The sequence below is a fragment of the Streptomyces olivaceus genome (assembly GCF_000721235.1).
In the GTDB taxonomy this organism is placed as follows: Bacteria; Actinomycetota; Actinomycetes; order Streptomycetales; family Streptomycetaceae; genus Streptomyces; species Streptomyces olivaceus.
On record NZ_JOFH01000058.1, the window covers coordinates 1 to 20,656 of the forward strand.

Here is a 20,656-nt window from a genome sequence, read left to right on the forward strand (position 1 = left end):
GACGATCTCCTCCGTCGAGCGTGCGCGGCGGACGCCTCAGCCCGAACTGCTGGTCGCGGTGGACGCGTTGCTGGAGTGCGGGGGCCTGCTGGCATCGGCGGCGGAGGATGTGGAGCGGGCGAAGACCCGGCGCAGGGTGCGGCATCCGGAGTGGTTCAAGGACTACGCGCGGTTGGAGCAGGAGGCGGTTGAGTTGCACGACTACAGCTCGCTGGTCCTTCCGGGACTCCTGCAGACGGAAGCTCACGCGAACGTGGTGTTCCGAACGCGTCAGCCCTTTCTGGATGCGGCAACCATCGAGCAGCGCGTAGCCGCACGACTGGATCGCCAGCAGATCTTCAACCGCTGGCCTCCGCCGTTCACGACCTTCACCATCGAGGAGTCCATCTTGCGTCGCCCGCTCGGCGGGTGGAACGTTCATCGTGAGCAACTGGAGGCCTTGCTGAGGTTCGGCGCACTGCGCGGTGTGGAGCTCCAGGTACTGCCGATGGAGCGTAAGGAACACCCCAGCCTGGGCGGGCCGTTCATCATGGTCACCCCGAAGGGCAAGTCGCAGGTGGCGTACCTGGAGGTCCAGCACATCAGCCGTCTGATCACCGATCCGGACGAGGTACGTATCCTTGCCGCACGCTACGGCAGTATCAGGGCACAGGCGCTCACACCGGAAGAGTCACTGACCTTGATCAAGAAGATGCTGGGAGACCGATGAACACTGAACAGCCCGCACGGCTGGACTGGTTCAAGAGCAGCTACAGCAGTGGTGAAGGAGGGGCGTGCGTCGAAATCGCCCCCGGCACCACCGCCATACACGTACGAGACTCCAAGGACCGCGGCGGACCCCGGCTCGCGTTTCCGCGGAGCGCGTGGTCCGGGTTCCTCTCGGACCTCGGGCGCGGCCGAATCTGACGCCTGCGCGGCCCTCCCCGTACCCCCGGGGAGGGTGACCGCGTTCCCGCAGGGCATTAAGGTGTAGATCTGGTGAAGACGCTGCCTGGGGGACGCGCGGCGAGCGAGAGGATACTCACGGTTCATGAACGGGGTGCCCGAGCAGATCGGCCGATATGCGGTCGAGCGGGAGCTGGGCTCGGGGGGAATGGGTGAGGTCTATCTGGCCTTCTCGCCCGCCGGTGATCCGGTCGCGGTGAAGCTGATCCGGCCGGATCGGCTGGACCCCATCACCCGCGCGCGCTTCGAGAAGGAAGCGCTGATCGCGAGGACCGTGGTGGGAACGAACCGGGTGGCCCGGTTCCTGGACGCCGATCCCTACGCGGAGCGTCCGTGGCTGGCCATGGAGTACGTGCCGGGCGAGACGCTGCTGACGCAGGTCGACGGACGCGGTCCACTGACCGCTCCCTTGGTGGCGAGCCTGGGTGCTCTGCTGGCGGAGGGGCTTGAGGCCGTGCATGCGGTGGGGCTGCTCCACCGGGACCTGAAGCCGCAGAACGTCATGCTGGGTGTGTACGGCCCGATACTGATCGACTTCGGTCTCGGGGCGTTCCTGGACACCACCAAGGACACGCTCTCCCACAGCGGAATGATCATCGGTACCGTGCGATGTATGCCGCCCGAGCAGGCTCTGGGGCGTACGAAGGTCAAGGAGTCCGCCGATGTGTACGGACTCGGCACAGTTCTCCTGTACGCGGCCACCGGGCACTACCCCTACGAAGGGGCCCGTTGGGAGGCGATCGTCGGGCAGGTCGCCAACCCCGACCACGCCCCGGATCTGAGCGGCCTCCCCCAGGCCCTGGTCCCGCTGATCGGCTCCATGCTGGCCCACGACCCGTCCGACCGGCCGTCCCTCGACGCGGTGATGGCCGAGTGCACCGGCGTGCTGGCCGCTGCGGGTATGTCCCCGATGGACGCGCGACACGCCTTGATCGACGCCACCGCAACGGACAAAGCGGCGCCCATGCCCGGAAGCGACCGACCCGTCGTATGGGAGCGGCTCGCCGAACAGGCGGTCGCTATCGACGAGGACGGCTCGGACAGCCCGCTGGACGGCCCTCCGCCGACCACCCGGACGCCGGACACAGTGGACGACGTCGAAACCTCTGCGACCACCGAAGTCACGAACGCGGCCGCTGAGACGAAGAGCGCGGCGCCTCACGGCGGTCCGGCGCCCGAGGCGCCCGTGCCCGCGGCCCGGAAACCGGGACGCCCGCCCGCTTCGCTGCGCGTGGCTGAGGAGTTGCGAGCCCGGTACGCCGCACAGCCCGGCCTCTGAGGCAGACGCCAACGCGGGCATCGTGGGGGGGGCGCGGTGTCGGTGGCGTGAGACATGCATGGTCAGCAGGACGTGGACCAGTCGCCGCAGGACGGCGGTCCGGAAAGACAAGGGCGGGACATGGAGCAGCACGTGACCACCGTTGCGGGAGCCGGTGGCGGCCAGGGCGTGCTCGACGCGGTGAGCGAGGACGGAATCGCCCTCGACGCGTCGGGGGACGTGGCACGACCGGGCGGCGGGTCGGTCGCCTACGCGCCGGGTGCCCAGGTCCGGATCCGTGACGAGCAGTGGCTCGTCCGGAAGGTCGCGCCCACGGCGCGGGACGGCTGGATGGTGGAGGTCACCGGCGTCTCCTCGTTCGTGCGGGGCACCGAAGCCGTCTTCTACAGCGTGCTCGACGACATCCAGGTGCTCGACCCGCGGAAAACCGAGCTGGTCGCCGACGACTCCCCCAACCACCGCAAGGCGCGCCTCTACCTGGAGGCCGCGATCCGCAAGACGGCACTCCCCCAGACCGAGCACGGTCTCGCGCTGGCCGACGGCTTCCTCATGGACAAGCAGACCCACCAGCTGCGGCCGGCCGAACTGGCCCTCTCGATGAAGAACCCGCAGCCGCGCGTGCTCATCGCCGACGTCGTGGGCCTCGGCAAGACGCTGGAGATCGGCATCCTGCTGGCGGAGCTGATCCGGCGCGGGCGGGGTGAGCGCATTCTCGTCGTCACGCCTGCCCATGTGCTGGAGCAGTTCCAGCGCGAGCTGTGGACCCGGTTCTCCATCCCGCTGGTCAGGCTCGACTCCACGGGCATCCAGCGCATCCAGCAGGACATTCCGGCGGGCCGGAACCCGTTCGCGTACTTCAAGCGGGCGATCATCTCCGTGGACACGCTCAAGAGCGATGTGTACGCCCACCACCTGGACTCCACCGAGTGGGACGCCGTCGTGATCGACGAGTCGCACAACCTGGTCAACCGCGGCACGAAGAACAACGACCTCGCCCGCCTCCTCGCCCGCCGCACCGACGCGCTGATCCTGGCCTCGGCGACTCCGCACAACGGCGAGACCGAGTCGTTCGCCGAGCTGATCAAAATGCTGGACGAGGCCGCGATCGCGAACACCTCGGACTACGAGGTGAAGGACCTCGACCACCTCTACATCCGGCGCACCAAGACGGACAAGGAGGTGCGGGACTCCCTCAAGGGCGTGTGGGCCGACCGCGGCCCCTCCGAGCCCGTCCCCGCAGAGGCCACCGAGAGGGAGCGTGCGGTCTTCGAGGAACTGGCCGCCCGCTGGATCCCGCGTGACCCGTCCGCTTCATCGGTCTGCGCCGATCCGCTCGCCGCCTACAACTTCTTCAAGGCCTTCCTCTCCTCGCACAAGGCGCTCCAGAAGTCAGTGGAGGCACGGCGCCACTACCTGGCCAAGCCCGCGAGGGTGAAGAAGGGCGAGGACCTGGCCGCCCGTGAGGCCGCCCTGCGGGTCGAGCGCGAGGCGATCGTAGAGCTGGAGCGGCTGGCCGGCGGGATCGGGGACGAGGACTCCGCAAAACTGGACGCGCTGGTCCAGCAGTTGGAGAAGATCGGCGTCGGGCCGGATTCGGACACCCGTGTCGTCGTCTTCTCCGAGCGCATCCCCACGCTGACGTGGCTGGCCGAGGCCGTCCCCGCACGGCTCGGGTTCCAGAAGAGCGGCGGTGTTGAAGCAGGCGAGAAGAGGAACCGGCCCTGGCTGGCGTACGGCGGCGCGGTGCAGGTCATGCACGGTGAGGCCACCAATGAGGACGAGCAGAAGCGGATCGTCGAGAAGTTCGGGCTGCGCGACGACCCGGTGCGCATCCTGTTCACGGGTGACGTCGCCTCCGAGGGTGTCAACCTCCATCAGGAGTGCCACCAGCTCATTCACTATGACCTGCCCTGGTCCCTGATCCGTATCGAGCAGCGCAACGGTCGTATCGACCGCTACGGGCAGAAGGTGAAGCCGCAGTTCCGCGCTCTGGTGCTCACCAGCGACGTGGAGTGGCGGCACGATCCGGAGACCGGCGAGGCCCTGCCGCTCGACGACCGGCTGGTCGGTGCGAAGCTCCTCAAGCGCGAGGAGGAGGCGCACCGGATCGACGGCTCGGCCGAGGCGGTCAGCGGCCTGTACCGAGCCCAGGAGGAAGAGAACCGCCTCACCCGCGATCTGCTGGCCGGCCGTACGGTGGAGGAGTCCATCAAGCGGTCCAGCGGCGGCGCTCCGTCGATGCTCAGAAGGATGATGGGCAACATCGGCGCCAAGTCTGCCCAGGACGACGTGGCCTGCGCGACCGTTCCGAGCGTGTTCCGCTCCACCTCCGCGTACTTCGAGGAGGCCCTGCGCCAGATCTGCCCCACCGGGGCGGACAACGAGCTCAAGCTGCGCCACGAGGGCGACGGCACCATCGCATTCGAGCCTCCGTCCGACCTCCAGTACCGCTTCAAGGCGCTGCCCAAGTCGTACTTGACCGAGCAGCACATCCTGCCCACCAGCAAGGCTCCCGGTCGACTGCGCATCACCTTCGACAAGGGGCTCGGGGAGAAGCGGTTGAAGGCGGCCCGTGAGTCGTCCAAGACCCAGTGGCCGAACGTCAGTTACGTCTCGGACGTGCATCCCGTCCTGGACTGGGTGACCGACAAGGCCCTGGCGTCCCTGCGTCACGATCAGGCGTTCGTCCTCGCCCACCGTCCGGACGCCGCCGCGGCGGCCAAGCTGGACCCCCGTCTGCCGGCCGAGCTGTCCGGCCCGGTCTACCTGATGCAGGGCATCCACTCCAACGCCCTGGGCCGCCCCACGGTGGTGGAGTGGATGGCCGTCGTCGGCCTGCCCGACGCGCCCCGTGTCGTACGCATGGACGCGGCATTCCTCGCCGCATGCGGCGTCGGTCCGAAGATGCCCGGCCGTGCCGTGTCCGAGGACGAGCGCGCGGCACTGGGGCGATTCGTTCCGCAGGCAGTCGACGAGGCCGCCCGGTACCTGCGCGAGCAGGAGGCCGAGTACGCGCGGCGGATCGAGGAGATGCTCACCCCGTACGAGAAGCGCGTGACGCGATGGCAGCAGGATGCCCTGTTCGCCTCCGCCCGCTCGGCGAAGGGCCGGAACGACGTGAACCTCACGGCGAGCCGCCGCAAGACGCTGATCAAGTCGCTGAAGACCTCCGGGGCGCCCATGCTGCGCCTGCTCTGCGTCCTGGAACCCCTGTCCGCCGCTGCTGGAGAGACCACCACCCGATGAGCACCGACTTCGACTCCTTCTCCAACCGCGGCGAGTACCTGTCGGCCCACTACTTCGCCGAGCAGCTCGGCCAGGATCTCAAGAAGGGCCTCCTCGCCACCTGGACCGTCCGCGAGACCGACGAGAAGGACCCGCGTCCCACGCCCAGGGAGACGGTCCGCGCCCTGCGCGGCACGTACCTGTCGGAGGAGTTCCGCAACTTCTTCGCCGAACGTGCCAAGCTGGACGCCGAGGACGACGCCGACGAGAACAGTGCCACCGCCGGAGCACGCTTCAACACCCACAACGACGGCGACTGGTGCGAGCGGCTCAGCGCGTGGCACGACAAGGTGCTGGCGGCCCTCGGTTACTCCGGTGCCCCCGCGCGGCGGCAGTTGACCGTTCACCGTGCCGGACGCGAGCACACCGTGGCCACGGCCTGGCATGGTGACGGCATCGTGGCCGTCGAGTGCGGCTGGGCCGCCGGGAACGACATGGCCCTGGACGCGGAGGGCCCCGGCCGGCTGCTGCACCCTCTGCGGGTGAGCGGCAGCGAGAGCTACGAGACCGGCCAGTCCCTCGCCACCTGGCTCTTCCACAGCGAACTGGGCGAGCCGGGCGGGGAGCCGCCCCGTTTCGTGCTGCTGCTGTGCGGCGGCGTGATCGTCCTGGCCGACCGCCAGGTGTGGGGCGAAGGCCGCTTCCTGGCCGCCAACCTCGACGCCGCGCTGGAACGCAACGACCGCAAGCAGGGCGGTGAACTGGCGACCGTCGCCGCCCTGTTCAGTCACGAGATGCTCGCCCCCGCCGAGGACGGCAAGGGTCCGGGCATCGACGCCCTGGTCAAGGCCTCCCGCGACAACGCGGTCGGTGTCTCCGGCGAACTGCGCGAGGGGCTGCAACGCTCGGTCGAGATCATCGCCAACGAGGTCCTGGCCCGGCTGGACCAGGCCGGGATCGAGCCACGCCGGATCGAGGACCCGAGGCTGCCCTTCGCCAAGGAACTCACCCGCGAATCGCTGCGCTACCTCTACCGCATCCTGTTCCTGCTCTACGCCGAGGCCCGCCCGGAGCTGGGCATCCTGCCCGCCGACGACGGCACCTACGAGGCCGGCTACTCGGTGGCGCGGCTGCGGGAACTCGTCGAGCGCGACGAGCAGCTCGTCGAGGAGGAGGCCAGGAACGGCCACCACCTTTTCGCCTCCCTCGACGTCCTGTTCAACAAGGTCAACCACGGCCACCGCCCGTACGGCACCGAGCCCGACGACGAGCTTCCGGACGACGACGAGGAGACCCGCAAGCTCAAGGCGAAGCGGCGCAGCGAGGACCGGGGTCTGCGCTTCGAGCCGCTGCGCAGCGAACTCTTCGAGCCGAAGTCCATACGTCTCATCGGCCGTGGGATTCTCGATCCCCGCTCGGACGAGGACGGCGAGCCGGAGTGGCTGGACCTGCGGCTGCGCAACAGCGCCCTGCACGAGGTGCTGCGGCTGCTGACCATGAAGAAGGCCAAGCGGCGCGGCGAGCGCGGCGGCTTCATCTCCTACCGCAACCTCGGCATCAACCAGCTCGGGGCCGTGTACGAGGGGCTGATGTCGTACACCGGCATCATCGCGGAGGAGGAGCTGTGCGAGGTCGCCAAGGGCGGTGACCCGGAGAAGGGCTCCTGGCTCGTACCCGCCCTCCGTCTGGCGGACTATCCGGAGAAGACCCGGGTCGAGTACGACGAGCACGACGCGGTCAGGGGGCTGCGCGGGCCGAAGAAGTACAAGGTGGGTGAGTTCGTCTACCGGCTGGCGGGCCGGGACCGCGAGACGTCCGCCTCGTACTACACCCCCGAGTCGCTGACCAAGGTCACGGTCGAGCTGGCACTCAAGCATCGCCTCGACCAGGAGCGCGACGAGAACGACGAGGTCGTCCGGACACGGGCGGCCGAACTGCTGAAGTACAAGATCTGTGAGCCCGCGCTGGGTTCCGGCGCGTTCCTCAACGAGGCGATCAACCAGGTCGCCGAGGAGTATTTGCGGCGGCGCCAGGACGAGTTGGGCGTCTCCATCCCGGCCTCGGACGCGCTGACGGAGAAGCAGAAGGTCAAGGCGTACGTCGCCCTGCACAACGCTTACGGCGTCGACCTCAACGCCACGGGCGTGGAGCTGGCCGAGGTCTCCCTGTGGCTCAACACCATGCACCCGGGGATGCGGGCGCCGTGGTTCGGGCTGCATCTGCGGCGGGGCAACTCGCTGATCGGAGGGCGGCGAGCCGTGTACGCGGGTGAGGACGTCGCCTCCTCGGCGAAGGCCTGGCTCGCGGCGAAGAACACGCTAACGCCGACGCCGCTGCCGTTCCTCAAGGACGGCGAGCCGCAGCCGTTGCCCGAGGACTCGGTGCACCAGTTCCTGCTGCCGAGCCCCGGGTGGGCGGCGGTGACCGGCTCGAAGGAGGCGAAGGAACTCGCCAAGGCCGAGGTCGCCCAGCTGGCCGCCTGGAAGAAGGGCATCCTCCAGCGGCCCAAGCGCAGCACGGCGCACCTGAACAAGGACGGCACGCCGAAACTCGACAAGGCGGGGAAGCCGAGGCGTGAGGCCTCGTCCCAGTTCACGCGGCTGCGGGATGCGGCCAAGCGGGCGGAGTTCCTGTGGTCGTTGGTCATCAAGCGCATGCGGCTGTCCGAGGCGGCGATCGCGCGGAAAATCGACGTGTGGGGCGCCGAGCCGGACACTCCTGAGTACGACTTCCTGCGGTCGGCGGCGGGCGCGGTGCCGAAGGAGCAGGTCATGACCGACCTGTTCCTGGCGACCGAGACGCCGTACTGGCGGCTGAAGAAGGTCATGGACGCGTGGTGCGCCCTGTGGTTCTGGCCGGCGGACAGGGCATCCCTGCTGGACGGCACGGACGGGGTGTACGACGACACGGCGGTGGCTACGGCCGACGCGCTCGGTGACCTGCTGGGGGTGCCGCTGATCGGCGGGGCCGTCGAGGGCTCGACGGCGACGGTCCCGGAGCCGCGCTTCACCGAGCAGACCATGCTGTTCGCGTCGGGGCCGACGCAGGAGACGCTGGTGCCCGCCGAGGCGGAGGACGAACCGCTCATCGACCTTCAGGCGGTGGAGGCGAGCGGTCAGTCCAGGCGTGGTGCGCCGAGGCAGTCCAAGCAGCGGACCTGGCGCAACACCATCCCGCTGGTCGAGCTGGATGACTGGCTGGACTTCCTCGAAGCGCTGCTGGGCACCGTCGACCCCGACGAGCAGAACCTGGTGACCGAGTTCGACAACCTGGACGCGTTGAAGGACTTCGAGAAGAACCTCCCCCGCCTGATGGGGATGGACCTCGCAGACCCGGAGACCCGCTTCCCCTGGATGCACACGGTCACCAACATCGCGGACGAACAGGGTTTCCTGCACTGGGAACTGGACTTCGCGCTCGTCTTCGCCCAGGGCGGTGGGTTCGACTTGCAGGTGGGTAATCCGCCGTGGGTGCGGCCTCGGTGGAACGAGGGCTCGGTGCTGGCGGAGCACGAGCCGTGGTTCGAACTCACGGAGCGAGCGTCAACGGCGGAGAAGGAGAAGCGGCGGGCCGAGCTTCTGCGGCTGCCGAAGGCACGTCAGTACGTGCTGGCCGAGCTGACCAACGTCAGCGGGCAGGTCGCGGTCTTCGGAGCCTCGCAGGTGTATCCGCTGCTGACCGGCACACAGCCGGACCTGTACCGGGCGTTCATGTGCCAGGTGTGGGCCCACGCTTCGGCTTGGGGAACAACAGGGCTGGTTCACCCCGACTCTCACTTCACAGGCGATAAGGAAGGGGCACTGAGAGAAGCCGCCTACCGACGGCTTCGCATTCACGGTGACTTCGTCAACTCGGGGCAGAAATTCTTCCCGAGGCCGGTGGGCGACACCGCTCACTTCGGCGTGCACGTGTATGGCCGCCAGCAGGAGATCGGCTTCGACCACTTGTCCTGGCTGGTGTCGGCAGACGCCCTGCGCTTCTCTGCCGAGCATGACGGCAGCGGTGAGGTGCCCGGCATCCGTTACCGCAACGGCGAGTTCGACGAGCGTCCGCACCGGTCGCGGGTGGTGCGCGTTGATACGGACTTGTTGGCCGTCTGGCAGCGCCTGCTGGACGAAGAAGATGAACCGGTCAGGCGGGCACGGTTGCTATTCCCAGTGAGCGCAGCAGAGGCCAGCGCAATTGTTGCGTTGGCGGACTATCCGCTGCGGTTGCGCACCTTCTCGCCGCAGATCAGCGCCGGCTATCACGAAAGTGGCGCCAAGAAGGACAAACTGATCGACTACAACCGGCCCGACGCTTCCACCGGCTTGGCGTATCAGCCGGACCGCTGGCGTCATGTGATCCTCAAGGGCACGCAGATCAGCGTTGCTACTCCGATCTTCAAGCGTCACGACGCCAACAGCAACGATCCATATGGGGCAGACCTCGTCAGCATCCCACCGCAGTTCGTCCCAGACACCGAATACGTACGGGCGGAGGGCCGACACCAAGAGTTTCTGACAGCCCAGGATCGTTGGGTCGACCACCGCGCTCTGACGCGTCTCCGATCGAGCAAGAAGGCAGTGGCACGCGCTCGTCAACAGGTCGCTCGGGTAGAACATGTGCCTCTGGAGCAAGCTGGTCCTTCCCGAGTCGACGCCGTGCTCACGGAGCGAGCGAAGAGGCGGTATGCGACGTTCCACAGAGTGGCTTGGCGTCGCCAAATCGCCCCCAACACCGAGCGCGCTCTGTACGCAGCGCTGATTCCGCCAGGTACTACGCACATCGACGCGGTGCACAGTCTGGTGATGCCGGATCTACGACTGACCGCTTTGGTGTCTGGATTCTGGGCGTCGCTGCCCCTGGACTACTTCCTGCGGGCTACAGGACGCGGCGACCTCCGTGTATCAGGGGCCAAGGCGACGCCCGCTCCTCTCCTGAAGCATCCCCTTGCGCCCGCACTCCTCTTGCGCACCCTAAGGCTCAATTGCCTCACCACCGCCTACGCCGACCTCTGGAAGGAGCTGTACGACCCCACCTGGTCCGCCTACGAACCCTGGGCCCTCCCCTGGCCCGGTCTGCAGCCCCTCCACGACGTCACCCCCGACTGGCACCGCGACACACCTCTCCGCACCGAACGAGCCCGCCGCTCCGCCCTCGTCGAAATCGACGCCCTCGTGGCCGTCTGGCTCGGCATGGACGCCGACGCCCTCATCGCCGCCTACCGGGGCCGTTTCCCCGTGCTGCAGAAGTACGAGGCCGTGACCTGGTTCGACGCCGAGGGATGGAAGCTCGCCGGCAATGCCCGCACCATCGGCCAGCGCCAGACCAAGGAAACCTGGACCCAGTTCCAGGCCTACCTCGCCGACCCCGGCAACGCCCCCGTCCCCGACGGCTACACCGCCCCCTTCTATAAGGCCGACCGCGAAACCGAAATGCGCGAAGCCCACGCCTACTTCCAGAGACGCCTCGACGAGGCAGTCGCCCGGGGTGAGTGGGACCCGGTGAAGCAGGAGGTGCCCGCCCCGTGAGGCCGACGCTCGAAGCGCAGGGGCTCAAAGAGAGCCTGCTCCAGTACCTGTCGACGACCTACGCGCTCACCGACGAGGGCGCCAGGGAGTCGCTGCACCGGTTCCTCGGGGACGAGACGTCCGGGATGTTCCGGGGGCCGTTCCTGCGGATACGCACGCCGTTCACACAGGCGGGCGACTCCTGGAAGGAGCTGCTGGACTGGCGGCGCACGGACGACTGGGCCCCGTACGCCCACCAGGCCAGGGCGTTCGAGCGACTCTCCTCGGCCCGTGGACGCACGCCCCGGCCGACGCTCGTCACCACCGGCACCGGATCCGGCAAGACCGAGTCCTTCCTCTACCCGGTCCTGGACCACTGCGCCCGCGAGCGCAACGCGGGGAACACCGGCGTCAAGGCCGTCTTCCTGTACCCGATGAACGCCCTCGCCACCGACCAGGCACAGCGCATCAACGACCTGCTCTGCGAGCACGACGCCGACCTCGGCAAGCTCCGCGCCGGCCTCTACATCGGTGACCGGGCGGAGACGAAGTACGACCGGGTCTACACCCGCCGTTCCGACATGTGGGTGTCGCCGCCGGACATCCTGGTCACGAACTACAAGATGCTGGACCTGCTCCTCCAGCGCTCCCAGGACGCCGCGCTCTGGAACGGCGCGGACATCCGGTACGTCGTCGTGGACGAGTTCCACACCTACGACGGCGCCCAGGGCACCGACGTGGCGATGCTGCTGCGGCGCCTGGCCGCTGCCGTCGGGGCGTCGGAGCCGGGGAGCCCGCTGGGCGGTATCTGTCCGGTCGCCACGTCCGCGACGCTCGCGTCCGGCACGGACGGCGACGGCGTGCGTCAGCTTCTCGACGTCGCCACCCAGGTCTTCGGCACGGAGTTCACCGAGGACTCGATCATCGGTGAGGACCGGCAGAGCGTCGACACGTTCATCCCCCCGGACGACTTCGACCCGGCCCTGCCGGACCCCTCCCCCGACGAACTGGCGCTGCTGCCCGAGCCGTCCCTCGGCGCGGAGGAGTTCGCCGAGCTCGTCGAGACGGTGGCCGGCACCCGTGACCCGGACCCGTTCCTCCTCGGCCGGAACCTGAAGCGGCAGACGCTGACCTCCGCCGTCATGCAGGCGCTCGACGGTGAGGTCCGTACCACCGGTGAAGTGCTCGACCTGATGTGGCGCAGGGGCGCGCGATCGTGGGGGAAGACGATCACCGAGCGGCCGGAGGTCGCCGCCTCCGCCCTCGCCCGGTTCATCGCGCTGCTGGCGGTCGCCCGCGATCCGGAGTCCACGCCGAAGAGCCCGCGGCCCCTGGTGCAGATCGAGGTGCACCAGTGGGCCCGCTCGGTCTCCCGTCTCGTACGCGGGGTGCTGCCGTGGCCGAAGGCGGAGTTCCAGTGGGACACGGCCGGGGCAGCCGACCGGCAGAGCGACCAGCATGCCCGTACCGCGCCGGTCACCACGGCGACGACGGGACAGGCCGCTAACCTGTTCCTGCCCGCCGTCTACTGCCGTGACTGCGGGCGTTCGGGCTGGGCGGTGTTCTCGCCGGAGACGGACGACGCCCACGTCCAGGTCGACTCGCACAAGATCCGGCGGGCCTCGGTCAGCCAGGACAAGATGCGGGTCCGCAATCTGATCGCGGCGACGGACGCCGAGGCCAAGGAGGGCTCCGGTGCCGCGCCGATGGCGTCGGCCGGGCGTGGGGCGGACGGTGGACGGGCCACGTCCGCGCTCTCCGCCGGGCGGGGCGGGCAGTTGCGGGTGCTGGACGGGCCGAACCGGACGCTGCGGCTGCCAGATCCTGTCAGGGACTTCGACCCCTCGACCGGGGATCCGCGCCCGGCCACCAGTGACTCGGCCTTCGTCCTGGTGCACCTGGGCGAGACGGCGAACACGGCGGCCGAGGAGGACTGGTGCCCGGCGTGCGGGTCGCGCAACACGATCCGCTTCCTCGGCACCGGCGCGGCAGCCCTCGCGGCGGCCTCGGTCACCCAGTTGTTCACGGGGGGTGAGTTGGACGAGGAACAGGGCGAGGACAAGACGCTGATGTTCAACGACTCGGTGCAGGACGCCGCGCACCGGGCCGGGTTCGTCGCCTCCCGTTCGTACACCTTCTCCCTGCGTGCCCTGTTCAAGAAGCACCTGTCGGAGGAGCGTCCGACCGCGCTCAACGACCTGATCGCGGACGTCGTCGCGGCCACCACCGACCGTACGACGCTCGCGGCCGTGGTGCCGACGGACCTGCACGACATCGCGGGTGTCCAGCGGCTCCTGTCCGGCCAGGGGCGGGGCGGCGACCGGAAGACGTGGAACCTGATCGGTGAGCGCTTCGCGTTCGAGGCGCTGATGGAGTTCGGGTTCCGGTCCCGCAACGGCCGCACCCTGGAGCTGACCCGGACGGCGGCGGCCCAGGTGCGGATCGCGAACGTAGCCGCGGCGGTCGCGCTCGTGAAGGACGCGCACCTGGCCGAGGAGGGCCGGCGCGGCGGGCTGCCGCCCGTCGAACAGGACGACGCCCGTTATCTCGCGTTCCTGCGGATCCTGCTGGAGCGGCTCCGCACGCGCGGCGCGATCGGTCACAAGTGGCTGGACGGATTTCTGAAGGAGGCCGGGACCAGCCGCTACTTCATCTGGGGCAAGCGGCCGGTCGGCATGCGCGCCTTCCCCCGGGGCGTCGCGGCTCCGGTGTTCCTCCTGGACCAGCCCAAGACCAACAGCGAGTTCGACTTCGCGACGGGTCGGCTGTCCTGGTACGAGCGCTGGGCGCAGCGCTGCCTCGACCTGCCCCGCGAGCAGACGGCCGCGTTCTGGAACCGGCTGCTGCCCGAACTGGTTTCGGCGGGACTGCTGTCGGTGCGGACCCCGGCCGACAGCAGTCTGCGCGTGTACGGGCTGCAGCCGGGCGCGGTCGACGTGCGGCTTCTCGCCGACGACGTCGTCAACGAAGCCTTCGTGCGCTGCCCGGTCTGCTTCTGGGAGCAGACGGTCCACCCGGAGCTGCTGGACCAGTGGCACGGGCAGCCGTGTCCGTCGTACCGCTGCCGCCGGGGCCGGCTGGTCGCCGGGAACCGCCCGGAGGAGCTGGGCGTGCACCACCGGGACCGGAACTACCGGGACGACTACTACCGGCGGCTGTACCGCAAGGCGGGCACCTACCAGGTGGTCACCGCCGAGCACACCGGCATGCTCACCCGGCCGGAACGGGAGCGGGTCGAGGCGGCGTTCAAGCACGGCACCGGGTTCAAGGACCCCAACGTGCTGTCGTGCACGCCCACGCTGGAGATGGGCATCGACATCGGCGACCTGTCCGCCGTCGTGTTGGCCGCGCTGCCGCGTCGGCCCGCCAACTACGCCCAGCAGGTGGGCCGGGCCGGACGGCGGACGGGCAACGCGTTCCTGCTGACGATTCCCGACCGCAGCCGTCGCGACCTGTACTTCCTGGACCAGCCGCGCGAGATGATCGCCGGCCGGATCGTGCCGCCGGGCAGCCATCTGTCGGCGATCGAGATCCTGCGCCGCCAGTACCTGGCGCATCTGCTGGACCTGGCCGCGCGCGGGCGACTGCCCCGCCCCGACGGCAGGCCGCTGCCCGCGGTCCCGGCCAGGGCTCCGGAGCTGTTCGGGCCCTCCGGCTACCTCGCCGACCTGGTCGAGTCCGCCCTTGCTCGTGGTGGTCAACTGGTCGATGGTTTCCTTAAGCTGTTCCCCGGCGGCGTGAGCGACCAGGCCCGGACCGAACTGCGCGAGTACGCCACCCGCACCCTGCGCAGCGCGGTGGAGGAGGCCGAACGCCAGTGGCGGCGCGGTGAAGAGGTGCTGCGCCGACGGTTGAGGATGATCGGCGAGGCGCGCGACGAGCTGCACGACAGCATCGACGAGCAAGCGCGGCAGAAGGCCGAGCTGGACGCCGAGCACCGGTCGGTCGGCAAGCGGCTGCTGTCGCTCGGGCTCACCACGGCCCAGCAGGCTCTGTGCGACCTCGGACTGCTGCCGAACTACGCGCTCATCGACGCGGTGACCACGCTGAACGCCACGCTGTACTGGCCGGACGGTCTCGACGAGAAGACCGGCCGGGAGACGTACCGCTCCAAGCCGCGCGCCTACGACCGGCCCCGCCGTTACGCGCTGTCCGAGTTCGCGCCGGGCAACACCTTCTACGTCAACGGCTACAAGCACCAGGTCACCGGTCTGGAGATCGGGACCGCCACCGATCCCGACTGGCGGCTGTGGCGGTTCTGCCAGGAGTGCGGGTACGTGCGCACGGAGAACGCCGAGGCCGACCGCTCGCCGTGCCCGCGCTGCCACAGCGCCCGTATCGCGGACGACGGCTCCTGCCTGCACAAGGTCGTCGAGCCCGCCGTCGTCACCGCCCGGGACAAGCGCGAGGACGCCCGGATCAGCGACGACAAGGACGACCGGGAGCAGCGGTACTACACGGTGATCGACGCGGTCGACATCGCGTTGGAGGACATCGAGCCGAAGACCTCCTGGCGGCACGAGACGCAGACGTTCGGCGTCGACTTCTGCCGCAAGGCGGTCATCCGGCGGGTGAACGTCGGCCCGATGCGGTTCGACGCGAAGGCGGAGGACGACTTCGCCGGGCACAGCGTGCGGATGGCGCCCTTCCATGTGTGCACGGGCTGCGGCGCTGCGACCGCCGACGGGCGGCCCGTCTTCGACCACGACACCGACGCCCTGGACTCCGCGGCGGCGCGCAACCCCAAGCTGAAGCACCACCAGCCGTGGTGTCCGCTGCGCCGGGGGACGAAGCCGCAGGACGTGGCGCAGGAACCGGTGCTGCTGGCCCACCAGTTGCGCACCGAGGCGCTGCGGGTGCTGCTGCCGGCCGCCACCGTCCTGGTCGACGAGAAGATCCACTCCTTCCGGGCGGCGCTGCGACTCGGTGTCGACCACCACTTCGGCGGTGATCCGCAGCATCTGGACGCGACCCTGGCCCGGATGCCCGACAACGCCACCGGCGAGACGCGGCACTTCCTGGTGCTCTTCGACCGGCTGCCGGGCGGCACCGGCTATCTGCACCGGCTCACCGACCCGGCGCACTTCCGGGCGGCCCTCGCCGACGCACGGCGGGCGCTGCTGACGTGCCCGTGCCGCGACGAGGGACGGCTCGCGTGCCACCGCTGCCTGCACCGCTACACCGAGGAGCGGCACCAGGACACCGTCTCGCGTCTCGAGGCCCTGGGGATCATCAACGACCTGCTGGGCCCGGTCGACCAGGACGGCGAGCCGGTGCTCGGCGAGGACGGGCGGCCGGTCGACCTGTGGAAGGTCTCGGAGCTGCCCAGTACGGAGCTGATCGGCCTGGACAAGCAGGTCGAGTCCGACCTGGAGGCCCGGTTCCTGGCCGCCCTGCGGAACTGGACCGGCGGGGAGCAGGACGCCGTACTGGAGGAGAGCAGTACGGCCAGCGGCTACCTGCGCTTCAGCCAGGGCGCCAACTGGCGGCTCACCGCCCAGCGGGACATGGAGTTCACCCGGACCGACTTCACGTTCGAGTCCACGGACGGCCCCAAGGAGTATGTCACCGTCTACCTCGACGGCCACCGCTACCACGCCACCCGCGCGCACAACCGGATCGCGGGGGACTGCGACAAGCGGAACCAGCTGCGGGACAGGAATCACGTCGTCTTCCAGATCACCTGGGACGACCTGGAGCTGTTCGAGAAGGGCGAGGCGGCGCGGGCCGAGCCGGTCTGGCCGCCGTACCCGCGCAGCGCGCAGGACACGGCCAGGGACTGGTACGAGGAGATGGGCGGCGAGCGCGCCGACCTCACGGAGGCAGCGTTCGCCAACCCCGTCGACACGCTCCTCGCCTACCTGCGCGAGCCGGTCAAGGAGCGGTGGGGGCGGCGTGCCAGGGCTCTGGTAGGCGGCCTCATGGCCGAGCCGGCCGCCCTGGCGATGCAGGCGGACCGCGCCCAGGCGCGTCAGGTGCTGAGGTCCGCGCTCGACGCGTACGGCGCGGGCCGCGAGCCGTCGTCCGCGGAGCCGGTCACGGGTGACGGGGCCGTCCTGGTGCTCCGGGCGACCGACGCATACGGGCTGCCCCTCCTCTTCACCGTCGACGCGAGCGACGGCGAGGACCCGGACGCGGTGCTGTGGAGCGCGCTCGCCGTGCTGGACGACCGCGACGAGGTCCTGGGCACCGACGAGCACAGGCTGCGCTGGCGGGCCTGGCTCTACTGGTCGAACCTGCTGCAGTTTCTGGCGTTCGTCGGCGGGGACGGCGTCCAACTGGCCGGCCGCCGCGCGTCCGCCTTCCCGGTCGACGTGCTGGCCGTCACAGGCGGCATCGGTGAGCTCGACTCGCTCATCGCCGTACACCGCCCACAGGGTCCGTCGGCGACGGCGGAGCGGGACGCGCCGTCGGTCACCGCCGGGCCCGCGGCGGAATCCGGTGGCTCCGCGGCCGAGCGGGCCGTCGCCGGGCTGCTGCGCGACGCCGTCTGGGACGAGGAGATCCTTCCCCTTCTCAACGAGGACGAGCCGGACTCGGCGCTCACCCGGCTCGCCCGCGCGCTCGCCGAACAGGGCAAGTCGGCCCCCGTCTTCGGCTTCGAGCTCGGTGAACGCGGCTGGCCGGCCGACTTCGCCTGGCGCGACCCCGGCGTCCGGATCGCCGTCGTCGCCGTACCGCACGGCGACGACGACGAGGAAGCCCTCCGGCGCGACAAGGCCTACGCCGACGCGGGGTGGACGGTCCGTACGGCGGCCGACTGGCTCGACCACCTCGACTCGCTCATCGGCAGGCTTCCCGACTGCTCGTAAGCACGCGGCGCACACCACTCCCCCAGCCTCTGCAACTCCTACGACTCCCTGGCAACGGAAGGCAGCACTGATCCCATGACCGCCCGGCTCAGCCTGTATCAGAAGGCCGAACAGGAGCTGTACAAGCTCGACCGCTCGGTCAAGGGCAAGTTCTACGATTTCTGTCACCGCTTCCGCGAGGACCCGGACCACCCCGGCCTGGACCTCAAGCCCCTCAAGGGCGACGGCCGGGTCTTCCGCGCCAAGATCGACCAGTCGTACCGCGCCCTGCTCGCCAGGGCCGGTGTCGACGCCAAGGGCCAGGAGAACTGGCTGGTCATCGCGGTGCGCCACCGCAAGCACGTCTACGAGGAACTCTCGGTCGCGATCAACCGGATCACCGGCGAGATCGAGTTCGTGGACCTCTCCGTGGTGGGCGAGAGCGTGCTGCAGCGCGCGGGTGTCACCCTCACCCCCACCGAACCGGAGCCCCAGCCCGCCCCCGAGCCAGCATCCGAGCCCGCCACGCCCACCGCCGAGCCCCTGCTCACCCGGGTCACCGCGGACGATCTGCGTTACCTGGGCGTCGCCGACCAGCTCATCGACCTCGCGCTCGCCGTCACCGACAGCGACGAGCTTGACCAGCTGGTCGCCGGAGCGCCACTGCTGACCAAGGACATCCTGTACGGGCTCGCCGCGGGCATGCCCCTCGATGAGGTCCGCAAGGAGATCACCGCCCCGGTCAAAGTCAACCTCGGCCAGAACTACGAGCAGGACCTCGGCGCCGCGCTCGCCCGCACCACCGTCACCACCATCGACGCCGATATCCAGGCCGTCCTGGAAGAGGGCGACTTCCGCGCCTGGAAGGTCTTCCTGCACCCCACCCAGGCCAAGCTCGTCCACCGCGCCTACAACGGTCCGGCCCGCGTCTCGGGCGGTCCCGGTACCGGCAAGACGATCGTGGCCCTGCACCGGGTCAGGTACCTCGCGCAGCAGCTGCCGCCCGGGCACAGCAAGCCCATCCTGCTGACGACGTTCACCAAGAACCTCACCACCGACCTGCGTGCCCGGCTCGCCTCACTGATGGAGCCCGAACTGCTCGCCCGCGTGGAGATCGCCCACATCGACCAGCTCGCCGCACGTGTCCTCAGCGAGAACTCCGTCAAGGGCGTGGCCAGGCAGCGCGTCTACGACAACGCCGCGCTCAACGTGCTGCGGCAGCTCCTTCTCGAACTCGACGAGCGCCGCTGGGACGCCGAATTCCTCTACGAGGAGTGGGACCAGGTGCTCCTGGGCCAGTCCATCGGCAGCCGGAAGGCGTACTTCGACGCCCGCCGCGCCGGCCGCGGCCGTTCCGTCACTCGGCCCGAGCGCGCCGGGATCTGGAAGATCCTGGAGCAGTTCACCGCCCGCCTGGACAAGGACGGGCTGGAGACCTGGGGCCAGGCCGCCGAGCGCGCCGCACGCCTCGAAGCGGAGCGCGACGCCAGGATCAGGGCCCGGCAGGAACACAAGGAAGCCGTCGGCGGCAAGGACCTCATCCACCGCGACGACGGCTCCGGCATGCGGTTCCTCCACCACCGGTACCGTCACATCGTGGTCGACGAGGCCCAGGACCTGCGCGCCGCCCACTGGAAGATGCTGCGGGCAATGGTCACTCCCGGCGCCGACGACCTGTTCATCGCCGGGGACACCCACCAGCGCATCTACGACCAGCAGGTCACCCTCGGCACGGTCGGCATCAACATCCGGGGTCGCTCGTCCAGGCTCACCCTCAGCTACCGCACCACCAAGGAGATCCTCTCCCGGGCCATGCAGGTGGTGAACCTCACCGGCGAGAGCCTCGCCTACGACGACCTCGACGACAGCACGGACAACCTCGACGGGTACCGCTCCGTGCTGCGAGGCCCCGTGCCCGACCTGGTGCCCTGCACGTCCTGGGACGACGAGCTGGAACGGCTCGCCGGCGCGCTGACCGTCTGGCGCGAGGAGATCACGACGGGCAACGGCGGCACCGGACCGCGCCGCGACCCGCGCGGCAGCATCGCCGTGTGCGTCGCGGAACGGGACATGGTCAACCTGGTGATGTCCCACCTGGCCACCAAGGCGGGGCTCAGCGTCGCCGAACTCACCAAGGACGGGCCCAAGGGGGACGGCGAGGTGCACGTCGGCACGATGCACCGTTTCAAGGGGCTGGAATATCAGAAGCTCGCCATCGTCGGTGCGCGCGACGGCGTCATTCCCCGCACGGAGGTCATTGAGCGCTACCGCGCCACCGATCCCCGGCGCTGTGCCCGCGAAGAGCTCAAGGCACGCTCGCTGCTCTTCGTGGCCGCGACCCGCGCCCGCGACGCGCTGCGCATCAGCTGGCACGACAAGCCGAGCCCGTACCTGCCAACCTGAACGGCGCTGCTGCCGCGCGAGAGGGCCGCAGTCGACTTCACGCGGCGGTCGTGTCGGCAGGAGCGGCGCGGGGCAGCTCGAGGAAGGCGTCCTCCCAGACCTCGTGGATGTAGGGACTGATCAAGCGCCGCAGCACGGGCCACTGCTCGGTGAGCAGCCGGTGGTGCAGGAGGACCACCAGGTCATCGCTCAGTCCTTCGGCGAGGACGGTCCGGTAGAGGGTCATGCGGGACTTCGGACGGTCCAGGCTGTAGCTCGTCCGTCCGGACCAGACGATGTGGAGCGGCAGGTCGACGTTGCCCTCGACCGGACCGGCCAGCTCCTGCAAGCCCTCGGGCAATCGGCTGCGGTAGCGGTCTCGCAGCACCTCTGCCCCAGAGGCGGTGATCGCCGTGTCCATGCATCCAGTATGGCTGCTGGGAGGCGGCGGCAAGGCGGGTGCGGGGCCCCTGTCTTACGTGCGGGGCGGGCAGCCATCCACGCCTCGCTCGGATATTTCGGCCAGGGCCCGCTTGGCGCAG

8 protein-coding genes are annotated in these 20,656 nt (G+C 69.6%); 7 read left to right on the forward strand and 1 reads right to left on the reverse strand.

Going from position 1 to position 20,656, the window contains the following annotated elements; all coding sequences use genetic code 11:
- The 7 genes from IG94_RS0136200 to IG94_RS0136225 form a co-directional block, all read left to right on the forward strand.
- On the forward strand, positions 1-709 hold a 709-nt coding region (locus IG94_RS0136200; RefSeq protein ID WP_031047674.1), incomplete at its 5' end, for a DUF5753 domain-containing protein.
- Positions 706-906 carry a DUF397 domain-containing protein gene (locus IG94_RS41135; RefSeq protein ID WP_078892554.1) on the forward strand — a complete coding sequence of 67 codons (201 nt, stop codon included), beginning with the start codon at positions 706-708 and terminating at the stop codon, positions 904-906. The genes IG94_RS0136200 and IG94_RS41135, both read left to right, overlap by 4 nt.
- 124 nt (positions 907-1,030) lie before the next feature.
- On the forward strand, positions 1,031-2,224 hold the full coding sequence (locus IG94_RS0136205) for a serine/threonine-protein kinase (RefSeq protein ID WP_031047678.1): 1,194 nt from the start codon (positions 1,031-1,033) through the stop codon (positions 2,222-2,224).
- A 132-nt stretch (positions 2,225-2,356) separates the two neighbouring features.
- Entirely contained in the window at positions 2,357-5,470 is a 3,114-nt protein-coding gene (locus IG94_RS0136210; RefSeq protein WP_224326316.1) for a DEAD/DEAH box helicase, read from the forward strand.
- The gene (locus IG94_RS0136215) at positions 5,467-10,962 is read left to right on the forward strand and encodes a hypothetical protein (protein WP_031047685.1); all 5,496 of its coding nucleotides are present in this window, start codon (positions 5,467-5,469) and stop codon (positions 10,960-10,962) included. Before IG94_RS0136210 ends, IG94_RS0136215 begins: the two co-directional genes overlap by 4 nt.
- The gene (locus IG94_RS0136220; protein ID WP_031047690.1) at positions 10,959-17,753 is read left to right on the forward strand and encodes a DEAD/DEAH box helicase; all 6,795 of its coding nucleotides are present in this window, start codon (positions 10,959-10,961) and stop codon (positions 17,751-17,753) included. Before IG94_RS0136215 ends, IG94_RS0136220 begins: the two co-directional genes overlap by 4 nt.
- A 75-nt stretch (positions 17,754-17,828) precedes the next feature.
- Positions 17,829-20,135, forward strand: coding sequence for a UvrD-helicase domain-containing protein (locus IG94_RS0136225; protein ID WP_031047692.1), 2,307 nt, complete (start codon positions 17,829-17,831; stop codon positions 20,133-20,135).
- A gap of 37 nt (positions 20,136-20,172) precedes the next feature.
- Here IG94_RS0136225 and IG94_RS0136230 read toward each other — a convergent pair whose 3' ends face one another.
- On the reverse strand, positions 20,173-20,535 hold the full coding sequence (locus IG94_RS0136230) for a hypothetical protein (RefSeq protein ID WP_031047695.1): 363 nt from the start codon (positions 20,533-20,535) through the stop codon (positions 20,173-20,175).
- Positions 20,536-20,656: the final 121 nt, after the last annotated feature.

What these genes read in the sequence shown, in the direction of transcription:
- IG94_RS41135 (WP_078892554.1), top strand. Translation starts at nt 706, where the DNA reads ATGAACACTGAACAGCCCGCACGGCTGGACTGGTTCAAGAGCAGCTAC.
- IG94_RS0136225 (WP_031047692.1), top strand. Translation starts at nt 17,829, where the DNA reads ATGACCGCCCGGCTCAGCCTGTATCAGAAGGCCGAACAGGAGCTGTAC.
- IG94_RS0136205 (WP_031047678.1), top strand. Translation starts at nt 1,031, where the DNA reads ATGAACGGGGTGCCCGAGCAGATCGGCCGATATGCGGTCGAGCGGGAG.
- IG94_RS0136215 (WP_031047685.1), top strand. Translation starts at nt 5,467, where the DNA reads ATGAGCACCGACTTCGACTCCTTCTCCAACCGCGGCGAGTACCTGTCG.
- IG94_RS0136230 (WP_031047695.1), bottom strand. Translation starts at nt 20,535, where the DNA reads ATGGACACGGCGATCACCGCCTCTGGGGCAGAGGTGCTGCGAGACCGC.